This window comes from Pseudarthrobacter xylosi (genome assembly GCF_055412765.1).
In genome coordinates this window covers 12,909-33,591 of record NZ_JBVAYT010000012.1, presented here as the reverse complement: position 1 = coordinate 33,591, position 20,683 = coordinate 12,909, and the positions used below count along the sequence as shown (strand labels likewise).

The window sequence follows — 20,683 nt, the reverse complement described above, 5'->3', positions numbered from 1 at the left end:
GAGATGGACGCTGCCCAGAGATACGGACAGCCACTGTTCTGGCGAAAGGGCACGCCCGTCGCCAGATTGATTGTGAGTCCCGTGACACCCGGTCCTCAGGCGGCAAGAGAAACTCTCCACAAAAGCACTTGAAGCAAACCCGCCTCCGGGCCCGCTGTGTGTGGATCCGACGGTGGATAGTGCTGTGGATAACTTTGTGGATAGATTGTTTGGTGGTGAGCCTCACAAAGAGATTCGTGGCACGCCAGTGCACCAGGAAACCACTAGCCTGCCTCCACATCAGAGTGCGTCTATGACTCCGTTTCACGTGAAACATTGCTAGGCCCCTGCACAGTGCTCCTTTTACTCGGAAAGAGCCGTGAATAGTTGGATTTTGTGCCATATCTCGAGTTCCATATGAGTGTCCCCTCCTCCGCGTTCTAGGTCGCGGGATTGCTTCCGATTTGGCGGCCACCGCTCAACGGAATGAAGACTCCCCGACGCCGCATCCATCGATTTGTTGGCCGGTGGATATGCCTGTGGATATCACTGTGGATAACATTTGGGGATAACTTAGAAGTCGGCTGATTACCCACGGCGGGGAACCGTCAAGGAGAACCCGCTAGCCAACGTTTCTGGTCAGTAGGATTCGCTCAGCTGCTGACACTCTCATCTGATCGACGCTCACGCAGGTGGAAGCAGATGGGCACGTACATTCCGCGATACCTCCGATTGGATCGGCCTGGCGTGTTGGGTTTGCAGCTCGCTCCCAGTGACCGTACGCGGCCAGCCCCAGGCGCCTTGCTCCGATCGGTACCATGCAGGACGCCTACCTTGCCGGACGTCGACGGTGAGTGGCGCCCCGGACCGTGAACCGTAGCGCTGGCAGACGTGTTGATGCTGGCGGTAGTTGGCGCCAACACTCTCATGCGTTGATCGGACAGCGGCTGTCGGCAGCCGCGAATCGAGGTCTGAGTGGGGGTCCAGGTGCATGCGCCAGGTAGCGGGCGGCCGGGCCCGTGGTGGTCCAGTTGGGGTTCGTGCAGACGGTAGCCCCACTGCGTAGCAAACTGGTTCGCTTGAGCGGTGGCACAGCCAATGCCGAGGCCTGCATATGGCCCTGGGAACCGTGGAAGTTATCTGGGATGTGTGAGCTTGCCTGCGAACTGTGGAGCGTGCAATGGGTACGGTACTTTCCTGTATGGAGGAATAGGCCTCGTGCGCTCAGTGTGGCATTGCTGCCCGGCATAGTCGGTTGTCCGGCACACGAAGCCCTACGGACCATGGATCGTGTTGCTAGGGTCATCACTTCGTGTTTGAGGCTGGCGGCAGTCGCTGTCCTTGGCTACCTGCCAGCTGCCGTGAAGCCAGAATCCCTGACTCCTGTCCAGTGAGGGGCGGCATCCCGTCGCTGTTTCGTTTCACGTGAAACATTCCGCACGTGGCGTAGCCCATCGTGAGGCGGTAACTGGCATTGGGGTGTTTCACGTGAAACAGTACGCGCCTGAGGGAGGCCCGTCCTCCAGGCCCTCTCCCTGGATTGTCCTCACAAGACGCGGTGGATCGATGGTTACGGGGGTCATTACTGCGTGTAAGGCTTTCTGCAGGCGATGAGGCGCAACACGTGCGTGCCGGGACGGCCGATGGACAGTCCACCGGCGATGTCGGCCACGGAACATCTCCGCATGGCGCCTGCCCTTCGAGCCAACCATATCCACGGAGGCCGGCACTAAAAGGCTGTGCGCAGGAGTGGGACTTGTCCACTGGGGCGAATGAATGAGGGCAGACCCGGGGCGTGGCCGCCTCCCCCGCATGAATTCTGGTCATTGTTCGAGACTGAAGGACTTTTCGGCGAAGCAGCGCGAGGACCGCGGCGGAGTGCGGCGAATCCATCTCAAATCCATCTCGACGCCATCCTCATGGTTTCTGCAGACCACCCGTATAGCGTGACTGCACTCTGCCTCCGAGGACTTGGCAGTCCACGCGGAGGCCGATCACCGTGCGCGACACTGGTTTTCAAGCTACTGATCTGACCGCCACTGAGCGGCTGGAGTGACGGCAGGTGCAATCTCCGTCACGCTGAAATTGCTGATGAGGATGGGGTGAGTTGAGGAGCAAGACTTCGATTTTTGGACGACATGTTCCTTCACACCCAGGGTTCGCTTGCGTTGGTCGGATGCTCAGGCTGTCAGTGGCCCAGCCCCCGTACCAGTCAACCCTGTCAGCCGCGCCGTGCCTGAGCAAGCCATTGGAGGGGCGGTTGGCCGATGACCTCATGGGAAAGGTCAATTCAACTTTATTAATTTGCTCTGTGACCACGGAGAATGATTTTAGCGAACATACCGTCCACATCGTGACCAGCGTGGCAGGCGGGCGTCCCCTGTCTCTGATGTATGGGTAGCCGTGAAGGGTGGCAAAACGGCTATTTATCAGGATGAGGTTCGACCCTGCAGGATTGGGTGTGTTTCACGTGAAACACACCCTGCAGGAATGGAGGTGTTTCACGTGAAACATGGGCCCCGGTTCGTCTGTGCACGGATCATGATCTTCGTTGCCGGGGGTAGTTGGGTGCATTCAACTGTTGCCAGCGAGCCGAAACACTGTCGTTGTTCTTGCGCTGAAGGATCATGCTATCGATGGGAATTGCCGTGTCCTGGGAATGAAGAATTGGGCCTGTAGTGGTCCCTTCGGAGGGCATCAATCTTTCACGTGAAACAGGGCACGGATCGAATCCGTGCAGAGAACGAGAGGCAGGACCGGCAGCGGGCCGGATTAGTGGATGTTTGGCCGACAAGAGGCTGACCTTTGACGCCCCGCGCTCTGATGGTCAATGTTTCACGTGAAACACGACTTAGAACATGGAACGCCGAGGGGTGGGTCAGTGCCAGTTCCACTGACCGGGGTTTTGTGGCCGCCGGTCGTCACACCTATGCATCCGGGACTTGGACACTGGCGCTCCAGTGCCGCCGATCAGTTGGCGACGTCTGGGAGATGATCATGGTCGAATACAACCACATCAAGTATTGAAGAGGTTGCCACTTAAATATCTGTGGCCACCACTTCGGGGAAGCAGTGGCCACAGACCGGCGTCTCCGATCACGAGGGACCGGAGGCCTTAATTACTAGGACAGGACGTCCGCAAATTCCTTTTCGAAGAACTGCTTCGGCCTCGCGCCGATTACAGTGCTCTTTACCTGGCCGTCCTGGAAGAGGTACACGGCGGGGATGGACGTGATGCCGTACTCTGCAGCGATGGCCGGGTTGTCATCGACATTGACCTTGACGACGTTAACCTTCTCGCTGTATTCGACCGATATCTCGTCGAGGATGGGTCCCAGCTTGCGGCAGGGTCCGCACCATTCAGCCCAGAAGTCCACAATCACTGGCTTGTCGGCCGACAGTACGTCCGCACCAAAACTTGCATCTGTTACGTCTTTAGCGTTGCTCATAATCTTGTCTCTCTCTTCGAATGGCGGTTACGCGAATTACGCGTGGAGGTCTGCGAGGTAGTGTTCCACATCGATAGCGGCAACACAGCCGGAACCGGAGGCCGTGATGGCCTGACGGTACGTGGGATCAACAACGTCGCCGGCGGCGAAGACGCCCGGGATGCTGGTCTTGGAACTCCGGCCCTCGACCGCGATGGTGCCGGCCGCCGTGATCTCCAAGGAGTCCTTGACCAGGTCGGTGCGGGGATCGTTTCCGATGGCCACGAAGACGCCGGTGACGGCGAGGTCGGACACGGTCCCGTCCTGGAGGTTCTTGATCTTGAGCCCGGTGACTTTGTCCGTTCCGATGACGTCGTCAACGGAGCTGTTCCACACGAACGAAATCTTGTCGTGGGCCAGGGCTCGGTCTGCCATGATCTTGGAAGCCTTGAGCGTGTCACGGCGGTGCACAACCGTGACGGATTTGGCGAACTTGGTCAGGAAGAGGGCTTCCTCCATGGCTGAGTCTCCCCCCCCGATGACTGCAATGTCCTGGTCCTTGAAAAAGAAACCGTCGCAGGTTGCACACCAGCTCACACCATGGCCGGAGAGACGTTTTTCGTTCGGAAGGCCGAGTTCACGGTATGCGGATCCGGTGGAGAGGATGATGGCGCGCGCACGGAAGGTCTCCCCCGTGCCGATCGTGACAGTCTTGATGTCGCCGTCGAGGTCCAGCGCAGTGACATCCTCGAACTGGATCTCGGTTCCAAACCGGGCTGCCTGCTTCTCGAAGTTCTCCATCAGGTCCGGCCCCATGATGCCCTCGGGGAAGCCCGGGTAATTTTCGACGTCGGTGGTGTTCATCAGTTCGCCGCCGGCGGTGACTGATCCTGCCAGAAGCAAAGGCTTCAGGTTGGCACGCGCCGTGTAGACAGCGGCCGTGTACCCGGCCGGGCCCGAGCCTACGATGATGACATCACGTACTTCGGACGCGGTGTTTTCTGCGTTGCTCACTGAACGGTGAACCTCTTCCTTAGTCGATGCGCCGGCTTCTACGGCCGGCCACATGGCACAACTGAATCCTGGTGGTGAATATTCCGGGCGCCGCGCGAACGGAGGAACCATCAGAGGTCATGACCCCGTCACCTGGACGGGACGCCCTACCAGATTACCGTCTGCAGACAGCTGAGCCGCGACTGTTACTGCGGAGCAACGCTCCGGGCAGAACAGCCACGGCTCAACATGAACGACGCTGATGGCCCTACTGGATCTTGATCTCCGCAAGACGGATGCCAAAGCCGTAGCGGGTCTTCGGGGCAGCCAGCTTCGGAAGCGACTTGATGGACACTATCACGTACTGTGCTGTCACCGGCTCGGCCAGCGGCATGGTCAGATCTGTTGAAGTGAAGCTGTTGGTCCCCACAAGCTTGGCGCCGTCCAGTGACGGACGGTCATTGGTAAAGACACTGAGGTTGCCGCCCGAGGCCCCGAGCTGAGTCAGGGTGATGGACGAAACTTTCGCCGGATTCTTCAGTTTGACGAACAACGGCACACCATCGGTTGCGAGACCGCCCCAGCCCTCGGTGGCGAATTCCATGTCCGACCAGTAGCTCGCCGCGTTGCCATCAAACGCCTTCACAAGGTCCACGTCGTAGGTGGCTGCGAAGTCAAAATTGCCCTGGCGGGTGATGCTGTCGATGGCCGGCGGTGCTGCTGGCGGTGCGGAGCTAGGGTTCGCGGAGGCCGACCCGGTGTTAGGCTGCGTGGCTGTCGAGTTAGAGGAGGGGGCGGCTTGGGGACCCGCTTTGAAGAGACTGCCCAGGTTGGTGACCGCGAAGACGAGCCCTGCAATGAGCACAACGGCAAGCAGGCCGCCCACCAGCCAACGCATGGACCGGGGCTCGCGCTCGGGCTCATCGTCGTCGTCGTAAAAGTCATCCGTCCCGCCGGAAGGCGGTACTGCGGCCGCGGGAGACACTTTTCGGGCAAGCAACGGAAAGGCGCCCGCTGCGCGATCGGAGCGCTCGGGCGCCCCGGATCCCACGGCGTCGTCGTAGCCTGCGTCCTGGGAATCGTTGGAGTAGTCGTCTTCGGACCACAAAGAAACCTTGGGCGAATCGGAACCCGCACCGGTCCTGGGCTCAGCCGATCCGGAAACCGATCGGTTTTCTGCAGGCTGCACCTGCTGCGGCGCAGTGACGTGCTGATGCGCGGAAGTGGCGCCAGCAGCAGCGCCCGCGACGACCCCTGCTCCGGCGGCCCCTGCTCCGGCGGCCCCTGTCCTGGCAGACCCCGACGCCGGACGGACAGCCGGGCGTAGTGGCGGACGGGCAGGAAGAACCGGGGGTACAACCGGCGGAACCACCGGTGCGGCCGACCGGTGTGGGTCAACCAGGCCTGGGTGACTATCCGCGTAGCTGATGTATCCGGCGTCGACGTTCTCTTCGTCGTCGTACGGTTCAGGTTCGTGGGAACGCGCCTGGCCGAATATCTCGCTGCCAAGGGTATCCGTGAAGAACGGCTCGACATAAGGTGCATCGGCAGCAACCACGAGGTCCAGCAGGTCTGCCGCGGACGTGTGGTTGGTGATGAGGTAGGTGGCGGCCTCGGTGACTCCGAGGTCCAGGACCTGGACGTTGCCCGGGCGCTCACCGGTAGCTACCTCGCGGGCGCTCTGGGCCACCTGTTCGGTGTTGTCCGGGCCAGCGACCAGAATGCTCACCGGTCGGTTGAGAACCTGGTCCACCCCGTCCAGCACCAGATCCTGGTCGTGTGAGGTCAATACCGTGGCTGTGACCTTGTAGCGGCCGCCAAGTACTGATCCAACGTCGATCGGGTGGGACACGTGTTCCTCCTAGACTGTCCGGGAAATGCCGGCGTAGATGATGCCACCGCCGGTCAGAAACCGGTCAAAAGCAGGCCGGCGAGCCGGTCTGCGCTTGCCTGCAACTACCCCTGTTCACTGTCGATCCTAGCCGATCGGCCATGGCCGCCGTGGTCGACAGGCAACCAAAAACCGCGAGAAGATCACTTCTTCCGAGGCCGTCGTGGCTTGAAATGGGGGTTGTGTCCGGACTGGCCCTGGAACGTGCGCCGGCCGGGAAGGGGAATCTCGTCGCGCAGCAGCCCGCCCCGCGCCGTGGCGGGCAGGTCCTCGGCGGGAAGGTATTCCGCGGCGCGTTCAATGCTTCCGTTGCCAACTCCGGCAGTTTCCCCGTCCGCGCCTTCACTGCCTGGGCCCGAATTGGCACGCACTCCGGGTTCGCCGCGGAAGGTTTCCGGCGCCAAAGGCGCCGCCCGTCGTTCTGGTTCGGGACCTGCGCGGAACGACACGGCGTCGAATTCTCCGGAGATCCGGGGAATCAGGCCGGTGTCCACCGAGACCGTGGCGCGTTCCGGCGTCGGACGTTCCGTGCCGGAAACGTCGGCATCCGCAGCCGACGACGGTGTTCCCCCGGTACCACCGGAGGGTCCGGCACCGCGCCCCAGCCGCCCCAGCAGGGGACGCACGAGGTCGCGGAGTTCGGCGACGTGGAAGATCTTCAGCAGGAAGACATAGGCGACCAACATGATGGGTCCGACCACAACGACCGTCACCAGGGCGGCGAGCCGGTCCTTCCAAGCGAAGCCGTCCGCGCTGTAGCTGCCCATCAGCCACAACGCCCCCGCGCCCGCGATCGCGGAACCCAGCGCCGCATAGCCCATCCGGATATACGAGTTGGCGATCCGCGGCCCGTCGAGGTGGCCCAGGAACCGGCGTAGGAAGAAGGCGCTGATGACCACCGAGAGGATGTTGCCCACCATGTACAGCAGGGCGATGGCGTAAATGATCTGGCCCACCGGCAGGAACTGGATCCCAAAGGCACCGGCCACGTAGACCACTGCAAGAAGCAGCTGGATTTTGAAGGGCGTGCGGGCATCTTCGTTGGCGTAGAAAACCCGCGACATCATGAAGTTGGCGCTCATGAACGGCGTACTCAGCGCGAGGATGGTGAGCGTCTGGGCCAGCATCACGCCGTCCTGCCTCTCCCCGCCTGAGAAGAACATGCCCAGCGGCCCGGCCAGCGCAAACAGGGCAAGGGCACCAAAGACTGTGGCCACGGCCATCGTGCGGAGGCCGTGCGAGAGGGCGTCGCGGAGTTCTGCGCGGTTGCCATCCTGCGAAGCACGGGTCATCCGGTTAAAGAGGACAGTGGCGAGGGAGAGCGCGATGATCGAGTGCGGCAGCAGGTACAGCTGGCTGGCCACCTCCAGGACGGCGTTACCGGGCAGCATGTCTGCCGCCGGATCCCCCGTTTCCTTCAGCCGGAGGCGCTCGGCGCCCGGGATGGTGGCGATCCTCATGACATACAGGAAGGCAAGCTGCCCGACGGCGGCGGTCAGCAGGGTCCAGACGCTCAGCTTCGCTGCCTGGCCGAGTCCCACCCCGCGCCACCCGAACCGGGGGCGGAGGCCGAGTTTGAGCCGGAACACCGGAATGAGCAGGATGGCCGTCTGGGCCACCACGCCGATGGTGGAGAAACCGGCCACGAACAGCGTCTGCGAGGGCCCCCAGTTGTCCAGGGTGTGCGCATTGATTTCGTTGGCGCCGTAGATCCAGATGAACATCCCCAGGCCGCCGATGGCCACGAGGTTGTTCAGGATGGGCGCCCACATGGCCGGGCCGAAAGCTCCGTTGGCGTTCAGCACCTGGGTCAGGAGCGCGTAGAGGCCGTAGAAGAAGATCTGCGGCAGGCACCAGAAGGCGAACGCGACTGCCAGCGCCTTCTGCTGCGGCGAATAACCCTGCGTGGTCAATTCGATGACCCACGGAGCCGCGAGCGTGACCAGCGCGGTGAGGCCCAGCAGCAGGAGCACGGCCAGCGTCAGCAGCCGGCTGATGTAGTCCGCTCCCCTGTCCGGAGCCTTGCTTGCTTTGATGATCTGCGGGACCAGGACGGCGTTGAACACGCCACCGGCCACCAGCAGGAAGATCAGGTTGGGCAGGTTGTTGGCGTTGATGAACGTGTCGTTGACCGTGGAGCTCAACCCCAGGGCAGCTCCCAGCATCCACGTTTTGCCGAAGCCAAGGAACCGGGACACCAGGGTGCCTGCAGCCATGATGGCGCTGGACCGGGTTTCACTCGCGGTTCCGCTCGGGGCGGCGGGGCCGGCTTTGTCGGAGGGGGGATTGGTAGCTGACATCGAGTTCATCGTCTCACCCGGACGCTGTTTGTTCCGCAACGCAACGGCTATATGCCCGCAGAGGCATACACGCAGCTCCGGCGGAGATGGCCTTAGAGGTGTTCTGGCAGGACGTCCCGGGCCAGATCCGCGATGCGCCGCTCATTGGGGAACGAGAGCTTCCGTGCGAGTTCCTTGATGGGGACCCATGCGACGTCCACGGCTTCGTGGTCCGGATCGTTTTCGATGGTGAGTTCGCCGCCGGTGGCGCGCAGCAGGTAGTGGTGGACGGTTTTGTGGACGCGGTGCCCGCTGACAGTGAACCAGTAGTCGATGCTGCCGAGCGGGGCCAGGATGCAGCCTTCGATGCCGGTTTCCTCGGCAATCTCGCGGACTGCTGCCTGCTCGTTGTCTTCCTTGCCTTCCGGATGCCCCTTGGGAAGGCACCACTCCAGCCGTCCGCCCCTGTTAAGGCGGGCAATGATGGCAACCCTTAGTTCGCCGTCGGACGTGTCCACCACAACGCCGCCGGCGGAAATTTCCTCCACGGTGGGGAGCGAGGCCGGTGCCGAGTGCAAGGCAGGCGCGACGTGGGCACCAATTGCCGACGGCAACGGTGCGTTTGTCCTCCTGCCGGGAGCGCTCGGTACGGGATGGGCCATGGAGTCCACTCTAACGACTCTTGTCCGATCATGATGACCGGAACATGACATCAAAGTGGACTGCGTATGACGCACTTTGAGGGGCTGCAGGCGAATAGGTGCGAACTTGACGAGATTTTGGCCTGCCAAGCCGCTGGTTTCTGACAAGCTTAAGTAACTATGGCGCACGCACATCACAAGATTGATTCCAACACCGTCGATTTCCAGGTGGACCCGGTGGTCCTGGAGCTCGGGCAGCGCTTTGTTGACGCCGGCCACGAGCTGTCCCTGGTGGGCGGTCCGGTAAGGGATCTCTTCCTGGGACGCACCTCGCCCGACCTGGACTTCACCACGGACGCCACGCCGGACCAGACAGTTGCCCTGATCAGGAAATGGGCGGACAACTACTGGGAAATCGGCCGGGCCTTCGGGACAATCGGGATGCGGAAGGCCGGCTTCCAGATCGAGATCACCACGTACCGGGCCGAGGCTTACGATCCGGAGTCGCGCAAGCCGATCGTGGCCTTCGGTACTTCACTTAATGATGATCTGCTGCGCCGCGATTTCACCATCAACGCCATGGCCCTGCGGCTCCCGTCGCTTGAACTCATTGATCCGTTCGGCGGCGTCCGGGATCTCAACGCCGCCGTCCTGGCGACGCCCGCTTCACCCGAGGCCTCCTTCTCCGATGATCCCCTCCGTATGATGCGCGCCGCCCGGTTCGCCTCGCAGCTGGGCATTTCCGTGCACGATGACGTGCGGGTGGCCATGAGCCAGATGGCCGAGCGGATCAAGATCATCTCGGCCGAACGGGTCCGGGACGAGTTGGTCAAACTCATCTGCGGCGCACACCCCCGGGTTGGTGTGGACCTGCTCGTGGAAACCGGCCTCGCCGAATTCGTGCTGCCTGAGGTGTCAGCCCTACGGCTGGAATCTGACGAGCACCACCGCCACAAGGACGTCTACCAGCACTCCCTCCAGGTCCTGGAACAGGCCGCTGCCCTGGAAACGGATCCGGGCGGCGCCGTGCCGGCCCCCGACTTTGTTCTGCGGTTCGCAGCGCTGATGCACGACGTCGGCAAGCCGGCTACGCGGCGCTTCGAACCGGGCGGCGCGGTCAGCTTCCGCCACCACGACCTGGTGGGATCCAAGCTCACTGCCAAGCGGATGAAGACACTCCGCTTCGACAACGACACCATCAAGGCGGTGGCCCGGCTCGTAGAGCTGCACATGCGTTTTTACGGCTACGGTGATGCCGGGTGGAGCGATTCGGCCGTGCGCCGCTACGTCACGGACGCCGGTCCGCTGCTGGACCGGCTGCACCGGCTGACCCGCTCGGACGTCACCACCCGTAACCAGCGGAAGGCTGAACGGCTCGCCTTCGCCTACGACAACCTGGAAGACCGGATCGCCGTATTACGCGAGCAGGAGTCGCTGGACGCGGTCCGGCCCGATCTGGACGGTGCCAGAATCATGGCCCTCCTGAACCTTAAACCTGGTCCCGTGGTGGGCCGGGCCTACAAGTTCCTGCTCGAGGAACGGATGGAACACGGACCGCTGCAACCGGACGACGCCGAAGCGAGGCTGCGCGCCTGGTGGGCGGAGCAGCCCGAGGCGGCACCCCCGGTTCCGGAAGCAGCAGAGCCTCCCGCCGCCGTCGAACTTTTCCCGAACGAGGAGTCCAAATGATTAACCCGATGACCGCGCCCCGCCCCCAGCTCTGGATCCTGCGCCACGGCGAGACCGAGTGGTCCAAGAGCGGACAATACACCGGGCTCACCGACCTGCCCCTGACCGTGGAAGGCGAGCAGCAGGCCGTGGAGGCCCGGAAAGTGCTGGACCAGGTGGATTTCGACCTGGTCCTGACGTCCCCACTCCGCCGCGCCCGGCGGACCGCGGAGCTGGCTGGTTACCCCGACGCGCAGCATGAGCCGCTGGCGGTGGAATGGAACTACGGCGACTATGAGGGCATCAGTTCGGACCTGATCCGCAAGGACAACCCGGATTACCTGATCTGGACCCATGGTGTGCCCAACGGCGAGACCCTGGACGAAGTGGCAGCCCGCGCCGACAAGATTGTGGCCAGCGTGCTGGAATCCGGGCTGGACAACGTGCTGATCGTGGCGCACGGGCACTTCTCCCGGATCCTCACCGCACGCTGGTTGGAACTCGCACCTGCCGAGGGCCGCCATTTCATCCTGGGAACCGCGAAAGTCTGCACGCTCGGGTGGGATAAGCGGACCCCGGCCATTGTCCGCTGGGGGCTCTAAAAGAGCATTTATAAACTTTCTTGAAAAATTTTCCGAATTAAGTGGCGCATGGCCGCATTCGTAGGGTAATTTTATTCCTGACCCCAGAGCGTCTTTGCCGGGGTCGCGGCGCGCGTTGCCAGGCCAGTCAGCCGAGGCAGCGGCATAACGGAAAAGGAGGTTGGGAAAATGATTACTTTGACTAGCGGATGGAAGATGACCATCACCGCGAACCCGGCCTCTGATGCTTTTGCGCGCCGTCTTAAAGGAGTGTCTGCCGCCTAACCTTCCTGCAAATGATCCCGCCCTGCGGCGGGGTCACCTGCATTGAGGTACATACAGGCCGCTCCTCCTCGGACGACTCGCCTTAGGCGACACCTGTTGGAATTCCCCTGTCGGCATCCCTTCAAGGCTGGTCCGCGCGGCGCTGCAGCATCCCCATAGTTCGGAACTCAAGCTTCTTTGTTGGGGTCTGCACTGCCGCTGCAACAGGGCTCCGTCTTCGCATTTGCGAACAATTCATAAACACCGGGCATTTCCCTGCCTAATTATGCCGTTATTGCCCTGGCATTAAAGGGCCTTATTTGTCATGCCCAATTTTACGCCGAAAGGAGGTGACCACCATGATTAAGAGAATCAAGAAAGCATTGTTCTCCCTGCGGCGGCCTATCCGGAATGATCGTCCTGGCCGGGATGACCGCCGGGAATTCAACGAGCAGCTCCTGGAGCAGCGACGCGAAGACGTTTTCGTCCTGTTGCACCAGCAGATGGGCGGCATGAAATGACGGGAACTGCTACGGGCAGTTGAAGGTCACCAGCTTCAGCCGCTGGTACGGCATCGTTCCTGTTTCCGTGCACCCTGCCGATGCGAATGCAGACAGATCATCGGCATCGGCGCTGCCGTCTCCGACGAACCACACGTTTCCCTTGCCCGACAGCCGGTCCGGTCCAACCGCGGCGTTCTCCCCCCAAAGAGTTCCTGACGCTGCGGGGCTGTCGGCAAGGGAAAGATCCTGCACTCCTGCGAAATCGTCTGGATAGGCAAGGGTCATGTCACGAAGATACGGATATTCAAAGACCATGGCTGCCGGTGCTGGGGCTTCGGAGGCAACGAGGTGGCCGATCTTCCGCTCCGTGTCTGGCGGTTCGTTGACCAGGCTCTTGATGGTCAGCTGGGGAACGAGGCTCACAGCGATGACGGCGATCATGGCAACGTAGCGGAGCCACGGGAGTCGGGCCGGGATACTGACAATGCCCATGCCCACCAGGAGTGCGAATGCGGGCGCCGTGAACGTGAGGTAGCGGGCCACGTATACCGGCTGGGCGACGATACTCACGAGCATGAGCCCGGCTATCGGTACGGCTACGCCTGCCAGGCAAAGGACGAGCAGGGGGCGCCGCGCTGGCGTCCGGCGAGATGCCCACAACCCCCAGACGATCAGCGCGGTCTCAATGACTCCGAGAAGAGCCACGAAGGCCAGGATCCAGTTCGGCGGAAGATTCCCGGTGGGGCGATCTTCTCCGTAGAAGTATTGCTTGACGGCCGCGGTGCTGATGGTCTGTGCCAGGGACCGGTTCTCGATCCAGTCAACCTGGGCTTTCTGTCCCATTGTAAGGAGGAGGAATGGCAGGGCAGCGGCACCGGCGGCAGCGCAGGCCGCCATCGTAGCGAGCCGCCGCCGGCGGAGAAGTATGGCGGCCACAGCGTGCGACACCACGGCCAGGACGAAGAACATGAACATCCAGACCCCCAGCACCGCACAGAGGCCGTAGAGCACCCAGTCAATGACCCGGTTGGACTTCCACGCCCTGACCAGCAGGTAGGTCAGGGCGACGGCCAACAGCGCTGTGAATGCGGATTGCCGTGCTTCGGTTCCGGCCCACACCATCCTGGGAAGCACTGCCAACACCAGGCCGGAAGCGACGCCGAGGGCATCCGACCCCAACCTCCGCCCCAAGACGACCGTTCCGGCGCATGCCAGTCCGACGGCCAGGGCTGACGGCGCCCGCATGGCCACTTCGGAGAAACCAAAGACGGAAGTCCACGCGTGCATCAGGAAGTAGTAGAGCCCGTGGACTGCATCGACAGACTGCAGGAGCACTACGAGGTCCGCTGGGTTGCGTCCGGCGGCGGAGATGGTCGCGATCTCGTCATCCCAGAACGAGGGAATCCAGGAACCGACAAAAGCGACGCAGAACGCCAGTAGCCCGATGCCCGCTGGAACCGTCCAGGTGTTGGCGCGTGCAGGCAGCCGCCGCTTACCCCTCCGGGCGGCGTTCTGCCGCTGGAGCCGCTCCGGAACGTCCGGCAGTTGATTCAGCACAACAATCCCCTTGAGGTCCATGTCTCTCGGAAGCAGCCTGACCCGAGACCTGCTCCCCTGCGAGAATATCGCGAGTGGCCGGACCAAATCGGCCCGCATGCGAATTCGACCCTATACCTATGGGCTGAACCCACGGGCTGTCAGGACGGCGTCCCGGTAAGCTCAAAGGCATGCAGGAGACGAAGCCGCCGGGGCACGGACAGCGCACCCGCCTGGTTGTTCCCAGCCGCAGTGACCTGCTGCTGAAGAACTTCACGGAACTGATCGGCGGGCCGATGGGTGCCCGGTCGGCTCCCGGCCTCGTCTCCCCCGGTGTTTATACCGTGGAACGTGTCCTGATCATCCTGACGGTACTGGCAGCGTTGGCCGGCATCGCAATCAAGGGCTACTGCCGGGCCAACGGCTGGTCCAGCCCCGGCCAGTTCTATTCCACGTGCTATTCCGATTTCCCGGAATTTTTCCGCAACCGCGGCCTGGGAGACGGCACGTTCCCGGTCCTGAGCCCGGGATCCCTTTTTGAAGATCCCGTCCTGACGGGACTTATTGCCGGTGTGACTGCCTGGCTGGTGCCGGGCAAGGGCGTCAGTGACGCGCGGATCCTCGGTTACTTCGACGTTAATGCCACGCTGGTTGCCGCCGTCTGGATTGTCACGGTGCTGGCTACGGCCAGGATGTCGCAGCGGCGCCCCTGGGATGCGGCCATGGTGGCGCTGGCACCGGGTATTATGCTGGCCGGAACCATCAACTGGGATTTGTGGGCCGTCGCCTTATTGGCGCTGGGAATGCTGTGCTTTTCGCGTGAAAAGCTGGTCCTGGCAGGCATCCTGATCGGCCTGGCCGCAGCGACCAAACCCTACGCCGCCTTGGTTCTCGGAGCCATCCTCCTGCTGGCCCTGCGGACAGGGCGGATCCGCGGGTTCCTGGTCACGGCCGGCGCCAGTGCAGCGGCGTGGCTGGCTACTAACGTGCCTGTCGCCGTCTCCAACCCCTCGGGCTGGGGGTATTTCTTCAGGTTCGCCGAGACGAGTGAAGCCGGCTACGGGTCATTGTGGTTCGCCTACAACCTGGTGGCCCGGCGCGTGCGCTGGCCGGTGCTGGATCCTGCAACCATCAACTGGCTGGCCCTGGCCGTATTCCTGCTGGCCTGTGCCGTGATCGCCGTGGTGGCGCTGACAGCAGCCCGCCGGCCACGGCTGGCCCAGTTGGCGTTCCTCATCGTGGGTGCCTTTATTTTGACCAGCAAGGTCTATTCGCCACAGCATGTCCTGTGGCTCATCCCGCTGGTGGCGCTGGCCCGGCCTCGGTGGCGTGATTTTCTCATTTGGCAGGGCGTTGAAGGCCTGCATTGGGCAGCCGTCTGGATGTACCTGGGGCAGGTGACCAGCCAGGGCGCGACGCAGCACAATATTGATATGCCTTACTACGTCCTGGCGGTAGCAGCACACATGCTTGTAACGGCATATTTGATGTTCCGGGTTGTGTGGGACATCCATGACCCGGACTACGATCCCGTCCGTCGCCATCACCTTGATGATCCGCAGGGCGGGCCGTTCGACGGACTGCCGGACTGGCTACGGTTCAGCCTCCGCCATGGCTCACACGCGGTACTCCCCTGGCGGGCGAAACACCATGCCTGACGTCGCCGTCGTCGGTTCCGGACCCAACGGGCTGGCCGCAGCCGCCGTAATGGCCCGCGCCGGCCTCTCCGTCGAAGTCCACGAGGCGGCTGGCACCATCGGAGGCGGCACGCGGACCGCCGAGCTGATGCAGCCGGGACACCTCCATGACATCTGTTCTGCAGTGCACCCCATGGCACTGGCGTCCCCCTTCTTCCGTGACTTCGAGCTGGCACGCCGGATTGACCTGGTGGTGCCGGAGCTTTCGTTCGGATCGCCGCTCGACGGCGGACGGGCGGCCCTCGGTTATCACAGCCTCGAACGGACGGTCCAGGGCCTGGGCAGGGACGGCGGCGCCTACCGCAGGCTACTTGGCCCGCTCGTTGACCGCGTTGACGGCGTGATGGATCTGACGCAGCACCAGCTGCTCCGCATCCCCCGGGATCCCCTGGCCGCGGCGTTCTTCGGACTGCGGACAATGGAACAGGGATCGCTGCTGTGGAACACGCGGTTCAAGGGGGACCTCGCGCCTGCACTGCTCAGCGGGGTGGCTGCCCATGCAGTCTCGCGGCTGCCCTCGCTGGCCTCCGCCGGTGCCGGGCTTATGCTCACGGCCCTTGCCCACGGCCAGGGCTGGCCGGTTCCGCTGGGCGGATCGGCCTCCATCGCGGCCGCGCTGGAGGCTGACATCCGTGCCCACGGCGGAGTGATCCACACGGGGGCGCCGATCGAGAGCCTCCACGAACTCCGCGGCGCGCGGGCCACTCTGCTGGATGTGGCCCCAAAGGGTCTCCTGGCCCTTGCCGGCGACAGGCTCCCGGCCAGGTACAGGCAAGCCCTGGAGACATTCCGCTACGGGAATGGTTCTTGCAAGGTGGACTTCATCCTGTCCGGGCCCGTTCCGTGGGCAGCAAAGGAACTGCGTGACGCCGGCACAGTGCACGTCGGCGGCACACGTGCTGAACTGGCCCGTGCCGAGAACGAAGTATCCGCCGGAAGGCACCCGGAGCGGCCGTACGTACTGGTGGCCCAGCCATCGCGTTTCGACACCGGCCGTGCACCGGCCGGGCGGCAGATTCTCTGGGCGTACTGCCATGTACCGGCCGGATCAACCCGCGACATGGGTGAGGCGGTCACCGCCCAGCTCGAGCGCTTCGCGCCGGGGTTCCGGGACGTGGTGGTGCAGAGACACGTGACCACGGCGGCAGAGCTTGCCAGCTACAACCGGAACTACGTGGGCGGGGACTTCAGCGCCGGCATCATGGATGTGCGCGGACTGGTCCAGCGCCCGGTGGTCTCCCGTGTTCCGTGGCGGACGCCCGTGACCGGCGTATATCTCTGTTCGTCCTCTACGCCGCCTGGCCCCGGCGTGACAGGGATGCCAGGGTATTTTGCCGCTAAATATGCCCTCAAAGACATATTTAGTCTTGAGGTGCCCTCGCTCCGGCTTTGAACCGGGCGCGGATTGGTGACAGCAGGCACGGTTCAAATCGGGGCATAATAGCGCCGTGGGGAACTCAAGAAAACTGTCACTTGCCATAGCTGGACTCATTCTCGGCGCCTCGCTGGTTGCCTGCGACGACGGCAGAGGGGGTGCTGAAAGCGCGGCCAAGCAGTTGGCCTCTGCGCTTTCCACGCTCGACGTCGGCTCGGTCGCCTTTGACGGCAAAGACTCCGGGGTGGCCAAACAACAGGTCCAGGACATTTTCAAGTCACTGGATCCGGACAAGCCCACCGTGGCGGCCGGCGAGCTGACGCTGGACGGCGACACAGCAACCGTTCCATTGAACTACGCGTGGAAAATCGGCACCGGCGAGTGGAAATACACGGTCTCCGCAGAGTTCACGAAGTCCGGGGACAAATGGCTGGCCGTCTGGAACACTGCCACCCTGGTTCCGGGGCTCGCCGAGAACGAAATCCTCAGCAAAGGCACCCAATCGCCGCAGCGCGCCGACATTCTGGGCGCCAATGACGCGAAGCTTGTTACGTACCGGCCCGTGGTGAACGTGGGGATTGACAGACTGCTTCTGGGATCCGCGGACCCCGCCGCGTCGGCCACCAAGCTGGCCGAACTGGTGGGCGTGGATGCCGCCACCTATGCCCAACAGGTGGCAGGATCCGGCCCGGAGGCGTTCGTCCGGGCCATCACCCTCCGTGAAGAGGGCCGCACCGTCACAGACGCGCAGATCACGGCCATTCCGGGTGGCCGCGCCGTCCCCGAAGCCCAGCCACTGGCCCCCAGCCGCACGTTCGCAAGGGCTGTCCTCGGTACCGTCGGAGAGGTTACGGCGGAACAGATCGAGTCGTCAGGCGGTGTCCTGACTGCCGGAGACGTGACCGGCATCGGCGGCCTACAGCAGCAGTACGACGCACAACTGCGTGGCACCGACGCCGTGGTGATCCGTGCGCAGCGGGCCGACCTGACCCGCGAACAGATCCAGGCCGCAGGGACAGATCCCCGCAAAGTGGTGTTCGAGATGGCCCCAACCCCCGGCACGCCTTTGAAAACCACGCTGGATCCGAACCTCCAGGCACTCGCCGAGAGCACGCTTGCCGGTGTGGGTCCGGCGTCGGCCATCGTGGCACTCCGTCCTTCCACCGGCGCAGTTCTCGCGGCCGCCTCCGGCCCGGGAAGCAACGGCTACAACACCGCAATGCTGGGCCAGTACGCGCCCGGTTCAACCTTCAAGATCATCGACTCGCTCGCCATGATCCGCAACGGACTGACGCCCGATTCGAAGGTGGAATGCACACCTACCCTCACCGTGGACGGCCGCACGTTCAAAAACGCGGAAGGCTACCCGGAAACCTCACTGGGATCGGTGGCACTCCGCGACGCTTTTGCCCATTCGTGCAATACGGCCTTCATCGCTGCGCGCGACACAGTCACGCAGGCCCAGCTTGAGGCCGCCGCGGTCGCCATGGGCGTCGCTGTGGAGGCCCCCGCGCTGGGCGCCGTGGCGTTCCTCGGGTCCGTTCCGGGCGAGGCTGCCGGCACCGAACATGCCGCCTCGATGATCGGCCAGGGCAAGGTACTCCTGTCCCCGCTGGCCGCGGCCGTCATGGCCGGCTCCGTGGGCAAGGGATCCCCCGTCTCACCGCAGCTGGTCCTGAATCCCGACGCCGGCGCAGGCACGGCAGACACCTCCGGCGCGGCGACGGCGGACGCTGGTGCGCCGTCGTCGAGCGTTACGCCCGAGGCGCCGTCCAAGGCGTCCGGCCAGCCGATCACCGCCGCCGAGGCCGCGGCGCTGTCCGACATGATGCGCGCAGTGGTGACGTCCGGACACGCCGGCTTCCTGTCGACCGTGCCGGGCGCGCCCGTGGGCGCCAAGACCGGCACGGCGGAGTTCGGCAACGAGACCCCGCCCAAGACGCACGCCTGGATTGTGGCTGTCCACGGTGACCTGGCCGTGGCCGTGTTCGTCGAAGACGGCGGCCTCGGAGCCACCACGTCCGGGCCGCTGCTCAAGCAGTTCCTGACCGCCGCCGGCTAACCCGCCGAGTTTTTGTCCAGATAATGCGGGCAGAACTGCTGCCAAGGCAGGTTATCCGGACAAAAACTCGTGCGGGGCGGGCGTGGGAGGATTGTTGGCGTGGCCCACATAGACATTTCCGGTATTGACTACTTCCTTTCCGATGGCACCCAGCTGCTCAACGGAGTGACCTTTAAGGTCCCGGACGGCACCAAAACAGCCCTGATCGGGCCCAACGGCACCGGAAAGACCACCCTCTTCCGGATCATTTCCGGTGACCTCGTTCCGGACGAAGGTGTAATCGGGCGCTCCGGAAACATGGGCATCATGCGCCAGTTCGTGGGCCAGGTCAGGGATGAATCCACGGTCCGCGACCTTCTCGTTTCCGCTGCCCCGCCGGCCCTGGCCGCTGCGGCCAAGGAAGTGGACGCAGCTGAGCTCGCGATGGTGGAGCACGACGACGAGCCCTCCCAGATGCGGTACGCCCAGGCGATCGTGGACTGGGGAGACGCAGGAGGCTACGACGTCGAGACCGTCTGGGACGAGGTCTGCATGGCCGCCCTCGGACTGCCCTTCGACCGTGCGCAGCACCGCCCGGCGTCGAGCCTTTCCGGCGGCGAGCAGAAGCGCCTGGTACTGGAGGCCCTGTTTGCCGGCCCCGACGAGCTGCTCCTTCTCGATGAGCCGGACAACTACCTGGACGTGCCGGGCAAGCGCTGGCTTGAGGACAAGCTCAACGAGTCCAAAAAAACTGTCTTCTTCATCAGCCACGACCGCGAGCTGCTGAACAATGCGGCCGGCCGGATCGTGACCCTCGAACCGGGCATCAACGGCGCAGGTGCCTGGGTGCACGGCGGAGGTTTTGGCTCCTACGTTGACGCCCGCGCCGACCGGAACGCCCGCTTCGAGGAGCTCCGCAAGCGTTGGGACGAGGAGCACGTGAAGCTCAAGGAACTCGTCAACATGTACAAGAACAAGGCGGCCTTCCGCTCCGACATGGCCAACCGCTACCAGGCCGCCCAGACGCGGCTGGCCAAGTTCCTCGAGGCCGGCCCGCCCGAGGCACTGCCGATCGAACAGAACGTGCGTATGCGACTGAAGGGCGGCCGGACCGCCAAGCGAGCTGTGGTGGCCGAGAGCCTGGAACTGACCGGGCTGATGAAGCCGTTCTCCACCGAAGTGTGGTTCGGGGACCGCGTGGGTGTGCTCGGCTCCAACGGCTCCGGCAAGAGCCACTTCCTGCGGCTGCTCGCCACGGGCGGGACGGACCCGGAACGCGAACACCTCCCCGTGTCCGAAGTCGATATTGCCGAAGTGCCGCATGAGGGCACCGTGAAACTCGGCGCCCGCATCCGGCCCGGCTTCTTCGCCCAGACCCACGTCCGGCCCGACCTCCTGGGCAAGACCCTGCTGGAGATCCTGCACCGCGGCGACGAGCACCGGTCCGGCCTGGGTCGTGAGGCAGCCGCCGGCGCCCTGGACGGCTACGGACTGGCATCGCAGTCGGAGCAGAAGTACGAGTCCCTCTCCGGCGGCCAGCAGGCGCGGTTCCAGATCCTGCTGCTGCAGCTCTCCGGCGCCACGCTCCTGCTGCTGGATGAGCCCACAGACAACCTGGACCTCCATTCGGCTGAGGCACTGGAAAAGGCCATCGACCACTTCGAGGGAACCGTCCTGGCGGTCACCCACGACCGCTGGTTCGCCCGCACCTTCGACCGGTTCCTGGTATTCGGTTCCGACGGCAAGGTCTACGAGTCCCCCGAGCCGGTGTGGGACGAAAAGCGGGTTGAGCGCGCCCGCTAAGCGT

At 63.6% G+C, this 20,683-nt stretch carries 13 protein-coding genes; 7 read left to right on the top strand and 6 right to left on the bottom strand.

Annotation, left to right across the window (positions count from 1 at the left end):
• Positions 1 to 3,101: 3,101 nt before the first annotated feature.
• The 5 genes from trxA to ACZY1F_RS19790 all read right to left on the bottom strand — a co-directional run bounded on the left by trxA (position 3,102) and on the right by ACZY1F_RS19790 (position 9,184).
• On the bottom strand, positions 3,102 to 3,428 hold the full coding sequence (gene trxA, locus ACZY1F_RS19810) for a thioredoxin (RefSeq protein WP_111908381.1): 327 nt from the start codon (positions 3,426 to 3,428) through the stop codon (positions 3,102 to 3,104).
• A 36-nt stretch (positions 3,429 to 3,464) separates the two neighbouring features.
• Positions 3,465 to 4,421 carry a thioredoxin-disulfide reductase gene (gene trxB / locus ACZY1F_RS19805; RefSeq protein WP_463944154.1) on the bottom strand — a complete coding sequence of 319 codons (957 nt, stop codon included), beginning with the start codon at positions 4,419 to 4,421 and terminating at the stop codon, positions 3,465 to 3,467.
• A gap of 247 nt (positions 4,422 to 4,668) precedes the next feature.
• Entirely contained in the window at positions 4,669 to 6,252 is a 1,584-nt protein-coding gene (locus tag ACZY1F_RS19800; protein WP_463944153.1) for a protein kinase family protein, read from the bottom strand.
• A gap of 182 nt (positions 6,253 to 6,434) precedes the next feature.
• Positions 6,435 to 8,591: a murein biosynthesis integral membrane protein MurJ gene (gene murJ / locus ACZY1F_RS19795; RefSeq protein WP_463944152.1), complete on the bottom strand. Its 2,157-nt coding sequence runs from the start codon at positions 8,589 to 8,591 to the stop codon at positions 6,435 to 6,437.
• Positions 8,592 to 8,683: 92 nt separating this feature from the next.
• Positions 8,684 to 9,184: an NUDIX hydrolase gene (locus tag ACZY1F_RS19790; protein WP_463944182.1), complete on the bottom strand. Its 501-nt coding sequence runs from the start codon at positions 9,182 to 9,184 to the stop codon at positions 8,684 to 8,686.
• 207 nt (positions 9,185 to 9,391) lie between these two features.
• On the opposite strand from ACZY1F_RS19790, the gene ACZY1F_RS19785 reads away from it, so the two are divergent.
• The 3 genes from ACZY1F_RS19785 to ACZY1F_RS19775 all read left to right on the top strand — a co-directional run bounded on the left by ACZY1F_RS19785 (position 9,392) and on the right by ACZY1F_RS19775 (position 12,245).
• On the top strand, positions 9,392 to 10,900 hold the full coding sequence (locus tag ACZY1F_RS19785; protein ID WP_463944151.1) for a CCA tRNA nucleotidyltransferase: 1,509 nt from the start codon (positions 9,392 to 9,394) through the stop codon (positions 10,898 to 10,900).
• Complete coding sequence (locus tag ACZY1F_RS19780) at positions 10,897 to 11,481, top strand: histidine phosphatase family protein (RefSeq protein ID WP_185262037.1); 585 nt, start codon at positions 10,897 to 10,899, stop codon at positions 11,479 to 11,481. Before ACZY1F_RS19785 ends, ACZY1F_RS19780 begins: the two co-directional genes overlap by 4 nt.
• 602 nt (positions 11,482 to 12,083) lie before the next feature.
• Positions 12,084 to 12,245 (top strand): hypothetical protein, encoded by a 162-nt coding sequence (locus tag ACZY1F_RS19775; protein ID WP_463944150.1) that lies wholly within the window; start codon positions 12,084 to 12,086, stop codon positions 12,243 to 12,245.
• Positions 12,246 to 12,254: 9 nt separating this feature from the next.
• On the opposite strand, the gene ACZY1F_RS19770 is transcribed toward ACZY1F_RS19775, so the two are convergent.
• Complete coding sequence (locus ACZY1F_RS19770; RefSeq protein WP_463944149.1) at positions 12,255 to 13,784, bottom strand: glycosyltransferase family 39 protein; 1,530 nt, start codon at positions 13,782 to 13,784, stop codon at positions 12,255 to 12,257.
• A gap of 170 nt (positions 13,785 to 13,954) precedes the next feature.
• Here ACZY1F_RS19770 and ACZY1F_RS19765 point away from each other — a divergent pair, with 170 nt between their 5' ends.
• The 4 genes from ACZY1F_RS19765 (at position 13,955) to ACZY1F_RS19750 (ending at position 20,679) form a co-directional block, all read left to right on the top strand.
• Positions 13,955 to 15,421 (top strand): glycosyltransferase family 87 protein, encoded by a 1,467-nt coding sequence (locus ACZY1F_RS19765; protein WP_463944148.1) that lies wholly within the window; start codon positions 13,955 to 13,957, stop codon positions 15,419 to 15,421.
• Positions 15,414 to 16,853, top strand: coding sequence for a phytoene desaturase family protein (locus ACZY1F_RS19760; RefSeq protein WP_463944147.1), 1,440 nt, complete (start codon positions 15,414 to 15,416; stop codon positions 16,851 to 16,853). The genes ACZY1F_RS19765 and ACZY1F_RS19760 overlap by 8 nt, the downstream gene beginning before the upstream one ends.
• 55 nt (positions 16,854 to 16,908) lie before the next feature.
• Positions 16,909 to 18,897, top strand: coding sequence for a penicillin-binding transpeptidase domain-containing protein (locus ACZY1F_RS19755; RefSeq protein WP_463944146.1), 1,989 nt, complete (start codon positions 16,909 to 16,911; stop codon positions 18,895 to 18,897).
• Between the two features lie 99 nt (positions 18,898 to 18,996).
• On the top strand, positions 18,997 to 20,679 hold the full coding sequence (locus ACZY1F_RS19750) for an ABC-F family ATP-binding cassette domain-containing protein (protein WP_463944145.1): 1,683 nt from the start codon (positions 18,997 to 18,999) through the stop codon (positions 20,677 to 20,679).
• Positions 20,680 to 20,683 lie beyond the last annotated feature (4 nt).